General features: G+C 41.3%; 4 protein-coding genes. All 4 read left to right on the top strand.

From position 1 onward, the window contains the following. On the top strand, positions 1-324 hold a 324-nt coding region (locus GX437_11505), incomplete at its 5' end, for a hypothetical protein (GenBank protein NLJ08286.1). A gap of 143 nt (positions 325-467) precedes the next feature. Beyond that, on the top strand, positions 468-2309 hold the full coding sequence (locus tag GX437_11500; protein ID NLJ08285.1) for a T9SS type A sorting domain-containing protein: 1842 nt from the start codon (positions 468-470) through the stop codon (positions 2307-2309). Between the two features lie 167 nt (positions 2310-2476). Further along, the gene (locus tag GX437_11495; GenBank protein NLJ08284.1) at positions 2477-3457 is read left to right on the top strand and encodes a bifunctional phosphoglucose/phosphomannose isomerase; all 981 of its coding nucleotides are present in this window, start codon (positions 2477-2479) and stop codon (positions 3455-3457) included. 5 nt (positions 3458-3462) lie between these two features. Next, a partial coding sequence (locus tag GX437_11490) for an aconitate hydratase (protein ID NLJ08283.1) occupies positions 3463-5390 on the top strand: 1928 nt, incomplete at its 3' end.

Here is a 5390-nt window from a genome sequence, read left to right as displayed (position 1 = left end):
TCAATTCTGTATGGTATCGGGAGAAACTATGCCGAAAAAAGAAAATATGAAGTTATACCCGGTCAGGATGTAGATGTATTCTTTTTTGAAGATCTTGTCGTTGCCGGTAATAAAGTTTTCATTCTTTCTGACGAAGGAATCAATTTCAGTAATGCTGAGCTTTCAGTTAAAAAAGGGCTCATTGTCCTCACCCTTGAATCATGGTATTATTCTTCAAAAAATGCAAAAATTTATTCAGATTTAAAAATTCCTGTGAATGAAAAAAACCTTCCATCTGCTCAAAAGCTTGTTGATTTTTACCGGAAAAAATATTTGCCTCAGTAACCAGAGCAGAGAATAGCTCAATAATTCAAAATCTGCTCTTTTTCTTCATCAGGCTCTGCATATTTTTTGTATTTTTGCAACATATTAAAAATTGCTCCTTTGTGAGGATATTTATTATTTTAACCTGAACTAAAAAGAATTTTATGAAGAAATCAATTACCATCTTATTGTTATTTCTGCTTAATGGTATTGCATTTTCGCAAAACTGGATCGTGTTGAATTCCAAAACCAGCAGGCGCTTAAGTGATGTTTATTTTTTCAACAGGGATACAGGGATAGTCTGCGGTGAAAAAGGGATCATGCTGAGGACAGAAAACGGAGGGTTTAACTGGACACCGGTACCGTCAGGAACTTCAGACCAATTGGCTTACTTACACTTTATTGATCAAAACACCGGTTATGCTACTGGTTTTGTCGGTAACGGTACCTTAATTAAAACCACAGATGGCGGCAAAACATGGACAAATGCCTCTTTAAATATACCCGAATCAAGAAGCGGGGGAATTTTCTTTTCTACCCCAGACACCGGATATTATGCATTCGGGAACAAGTATTACCAGAACAGTAAAATACTCAAAACCACTAACGGAGGCAGCAGTTGGGATACAGTATTCAGAACACCTGAATGGATTAGTTTTCTCTTCTTCACCGATTCCGATCATGGATGGGCAACTGCTTCAGGATCAAATGTTTATTACACCTTTGATGGTGGCAATTCATGGGATACTTTCCGTTTTACCTGCGACATGTGGATGTCGGGTATTTACTTTTTGAACAAGGATACCGGATTTGTCGGTGGCCTCGACATGGGTTCCGGATGTTTTGCCATCATGAAAACCACTGACGGGGGAAAAAACTGGATAAGTGTTTCAGATAGTGGTGCTTCCAGAATATTATTCATTAACCATCAGATAGCTTATGCCATTGCACCTGATACGTCAGGTAACGGACAACTGATAAAATCCGTAAACGGGGGAAATTCCTGGACTTTAGTGCCTACCCCGAAAAATTACCTCAGCAGTGTTTTCTTCCTTGATGAATATACAGGATACTGTGTGGGCGACAGCGGAGCCATTATCCGTTATTCGAAAACCTTCACCATCAACGGACATGTTACGACCAGCGCAAGTGCAGACGTTACTAAGGGTGAGGTAAAACTTATCGCTTTCAGCAACGGAATACGTTCGGCTGAAGTGGCTTCCACCATTCTTGATTCCGTTGGAAACTTTACTTTCTCTGACATTCAGAGCGGCAGATATATCCTGTTGGTTACAGCTGATACGCTGAGTTACCCTGACCTTGCACCCACCTATTTTGGAAATGTACTTTTCTGGAATGAAGCTCAGATTATTAATTTATCTGATGCAGATACAGTCAACTTAACTGTCATGATGATTGAAAACAATACCATACCACCCGGTACAGCCAGTATTTCAGGTGTTGTTTCATCTATTGACGGAACCCGTGCCGGCACTAATCCAATAAAAGACGTGGATGTAACACTGAAAAAAGTACCCGGTGGTCAGATTAAAAAAACCAAAACTGACGATAACGGATTGTACAGGTTTGATAATCTTCCTGTTGGCAACTATAATATTTTTATTGATATACCTGGGTTACCGATGGATTCACTGATTCCCGTTAAAATTGAAAGCGAAGATACTGCAATCGGGAATGTTAATTTCGGAGTCGATTCGACAGGAATACACGTTGATTTAAGCCTGTCTCTAAAAGATGAGGTTTTAAAGCAAAATGTAACTTTATTCCCGGTACCTGCAAGCGGATTTGTTTATGTCGGGTTCCAGGAGCAAGGCAATTATCAGCTTGAAATTCAGGATATTAACGGACGAATACTTCAATCGTTTACTGCCGGAAATTCTATTCAGATAAAGCTCGATATTCAGAGTCTTCCGTCAGGTGTTTATCTGGTTAAAGTATCAGATGACAGGCATATAACCGTCCTGAAATTGCTTATCAGGAATTAACAGCAATTTCATTTTTTGACTTTCAATAGTTAACCTTACCTGAAAAGAAGTTCAAGGTAATATTAAATCCTGCTTTCGGTTATCTAAATTCCGTTCAATCTGCCCTATAACATTTGAGTAAAAGGGAAATTATATCTATTTTTGCGGTATTCAAATCATTTGACTTTATGAAATTCCAACGGCAATACCTCGAAAAATTTCCCTATCAGGTTGAATATTCCCTAAACAATTACATTCGTCATAACCTCACGATTGATAATTTTAAGAATATCATTATCTGCGGTCTTGGAGGGTCTGGTATTGCAGGCAGAATCATAAAAAGTTTCTTTTACGACATCAGTCCGGTTCCGGTTGAAGTTATCTCCGACTACAGCCTTCCCTATTATGTCAATGAAAGTTCGCTCGTCATCATCAGTTCCTATTCAGGAAACACGGAAGAAACGCTCAGCCTGTATATTCAGGCAGTCGAAAAACATGCTTTCATTCTGGCCATCACCACCGGTGGCATTTTGCAGGAACTGGCTGAAGAAAACAATGTACAGGTTTATCTGGCCGAACCCGGTTATCAGCCCCGAATGGCTCTCGGGTATTCACTCACCTACCTGAGTCTTATTTTTTCTGAGCTGATGAGGCAAAATATTCAGAATAACCTGAAAAGCCTGCTGCTAAACCTGAAAAACACTGAATATTATCTTACAGAAGCCGGCAATATTTTATCAGGCTTTACAGACAGATTAGACGTTAAACAAATCATCATTACCGATCCGCCCACCTATCCGATAGGAATACGCTTTGCCCAGCAACTGCAGGAAAATGCCAAAACAGAAGCTTTTGTGCATGAAATACCCGAAGCCAACCACAATGTCATAGAAACCTATTATGGCAAACTCAACAGCAACTTTATCTTTATCGACAGCGGACTACTTGACAAAATCACTTACCGTTTCCAATTCCTGAAAGAATTGCTTGAAAATCAAGGCAATCAGGTTACGATGATTAACATCAACGGATTTACCATGCGTGAAATCTACAACCTCATCTATACCCTCGACTGGTTGAGCCTGATGATTGCAGATAGAAAAGGGAAAAAATCAGATGAAATTAAAAATATCAACAAGCTGAAAAATTTTCTAAGTAATAAAAACTAATATCTATGTTCGATTTTGACCTCATTCAATCAGTCTATTCAAAATTCAGTCAAAAAGTAGAAACTGCAAGAAAACTTTTGCAAAAGCCCCTCAGCCTGACAGAAAAAATACTTTACGCCCATCTTTATGGAGAAATGCCTGAAAAACCCTTCAAAAGAGGTGAAGATTATGTTGATTTTGCTCCCGACCGTGTGGCCATGCAGGATGCAACCGCGCAAATGGCCTTGCTGCAGTTTATGATGGCAGGCCGCAAAAAGGTAGCTGTCCCCTCCACTGTTCACTGCGACCACCTGATTCTGGCCAGGGAAGGTGCCAGCGAAGATTTAAAAACCGCTTTGAAAAACAATGATGAAGTCTATAATTTCCTTTCCTCAGTATCCAACAAATATGGTATCGGCTTCTGGAAACCCGGTGCCGGCATTATTCATCAGGTTATTCTTGAAAATTATGCATTCCCTGGCGGAATGATGATTGGAACCGATTCTCATACGGTCAATGCTGGTGGCCTGGGAATGATTGCCATTGGTGTCGGAGGGGCCGATGCCGTGGATGTTATGGCCGGCATGCCATGGGAACTTAAAATGCCAAAACTTATCGGTGTTAAACTGACAGGAAAAATGAACGGATGGACATCTGCAAAAGATGTCATCCTGAAAGTAGCAGGAATCCTTACTGTAAAAGGAGGCACAGGGTATATTCTTGAGTATTTTGGTGAAGGCGCCAAAACCATTTCAGCAACAGGAAAAGGAACTATCTGTAACATGGGTGCCGAAATCGGGGCTACTACCTCTCTTTTCGGATATGACCGGAAAATGGCTGATTATCTGAGAACAACAGACAGAGAAATTGTGGCTGAAATGGCTGAGAGTATTAAAAATCACCTGACTGCCGACCCTGAAGTGTATGAACATCCTGAAAAATATTTCGACCAGGTCATTGAAATAAATCTTTCAGAACTTGAACCGCATATCAACGGGCCGTTTAGCCCCGACAGAGCCTGGCCTTTATCCCAATTTGCAAAAGCAGTCAAAGAAAACAACTGGCCTGATAAACTGGATGTCGGATTAATCGGCTCCTGTACCAATTCCTCTTATGAAGATATTACCCGTGCCGCATCTGTCGCCAGAACTGCCATGGAAAAAGGACTGAAAGCCCAATCGGAATTTACGATTACCCCCGGCTCCGAACAGGTACGTTATACGGTGGAAAGAGACGGATATCTTGAAATTTTTGAAAATATTGGTGGAGTGGTACTTGCCAATGCCTGTGGTCCCTGCATCGGACAGTGGGTTCGTCACGGAGCCGACAAACAGGAGAAAAACTCCATCATTACTTCATTTAACCGCAATTTTGCCAAACGTAATGATGGCAACCCCAATACACATGCTTTTGTCGCTTCACCCGAAATAGTTACCGCTTTTGCTATTGCCGGCAGGCTGAGTTTTAATCCCATGACTGATTTTCTTGAAAATGAAAAAGGAGAAAAGGTGAAATTATCTGAACCTCAGGGGATTGAACTGCCTCCGAAAGGCTTTGATGTCATTGACCGTGGCTATCAGGACCCCGCACAGGACGGCAGCCAGATCGAAGTTATTGTCAATCCTGACTCCGACAGGCTACAGTTGCTTGAACCTTTTGCACCATGGGATGGGAAAAACATCACAGGCATGAGATTGCTTATTAAGGTTAAAGGCAAATGCACCACCGACCACATCAGTATGGCAGGTCCCTGGCTTAAATACCGCGGACACCTCGACAACATTTCAAATAACATGCTGATCGGGGCTGTCAATTATTTCAACGATAAAACAGATAGCGTAAAGAACCAGCTGACCGGACAATACGAGTCGGTTCCAAAAGTTCAGCGGCAATACAAAGCAGCCGGAATACCCTCCATCGTGGTTGGAGATGAAAATTACGGGGAAGGTTCGAG

The sequence above is a fragment of the Sphingobacteriales bacterium genome, from assembly GCA_012517435.1.
Classification (GTDB): domain Bacteria; phylum Bacteroidota; class Bacteroidia; order CAILMK01; family JAAYUY01; genus JAAYUY01.
This window is presented reverse-complemented; position numbering and strand designations above follow the sequence as displayed.